Origin of the sequence: Pseudomonas sp. PGPPP1 (assembly GCF_002255865.1) — a bacterium.
Taxonomy (GTDB): domain Bacteria; phylum Pseudomonadota; class Gammaproteobacteria; order Pseudomonadales; family Pseudomonadaceae; genus Aquipseudomonas; species Aquipseudomonas cremoris.
On sequence record NZ_NKIG01000097.1, the window covers coordinates 1 to 841 of the forward strand.

Consider the following 841-nt stretch of genomic DNA (forward strand, 5'->3'; position numbering starts at 1 on the left):
TCGCCGAAGGCCTCGCCGAGCTGGAAGGCTCCGCCGCCCGCGTCGCCGTTGACGAAAAGCGCATGATCAACTGCCGCGCCGACCTCAACCAACTCGTGCCGTTCAAGTACGACTGGGCCTGGCAGAAGTACCTCGACGGCTGCGCCAACCACTGGATGCCGCAAGAGGTCAACATGACCGCCGACATCGCCCTGTGGAAAAACCCGGAAGGCCTGACCGACGACGAGCGCCGCATCGTCATGCGCAACCTGGGTTTCTTCTCCACTGCTGACTCGTTGGTAGCGAACAACCTGGTGCTGGCCGTGTACCGCCTGATCACCAACCCGGAGTGCCGCCAGTACATCCTGCGCCAGGCCTTCGAAGAAGCGATCCACACCCACGCCTACCAGTACTGCATCGAATCGCTGGCCATGGATGAAGGCGAGATCTTCAACATGTACCACGAGATTCCATCGGTCGCCAAAAAGGCGGCTTGGGGTCTGAAGTACACCCGTTCGATCTCCGATCCGAAGTTCGAAACCGGCACCGTCGAAACCGACAAAGAACTGCTGCGCAACCTGGTCGCCTACTACTGCGTGCTGGAAGGCATCTTCTTCTACTGCGGCTTCACCCAGATCCTGTCCATGGGCCGCCGCAACAAAATGACCGGCGTGGCCGAGCAGTTCCAATACATCCTGCGCGATGAGTCGATGCACCTGAACTTCGGTATCGACGTGATCAACCAGATCAAAATCGAAAACCCACATTTGTGGGATGCCGAGATGAAAGAAGAAGCGACCCAGATGATCCTGCAAGGGACTCAACTGGAGATCGAATACGCCCGCGATACCATGCCGCGCGG

Annotated in this window: 1 protein-coding gene; it reads left to right on the plus strand. The window is 58.7% G+C overall.

What is annotated here, in order from left to right; translation table 11 throughout:
- Window positions 1–841, plus strand: an 841-nt coding sequence (locus CFE47_RS31320) for a ribonucleotide-diphosphate reductase subunit beta (RefSeq protein ID WP_286843065.1), incomplete at both ends; no start/stop codon positions are given.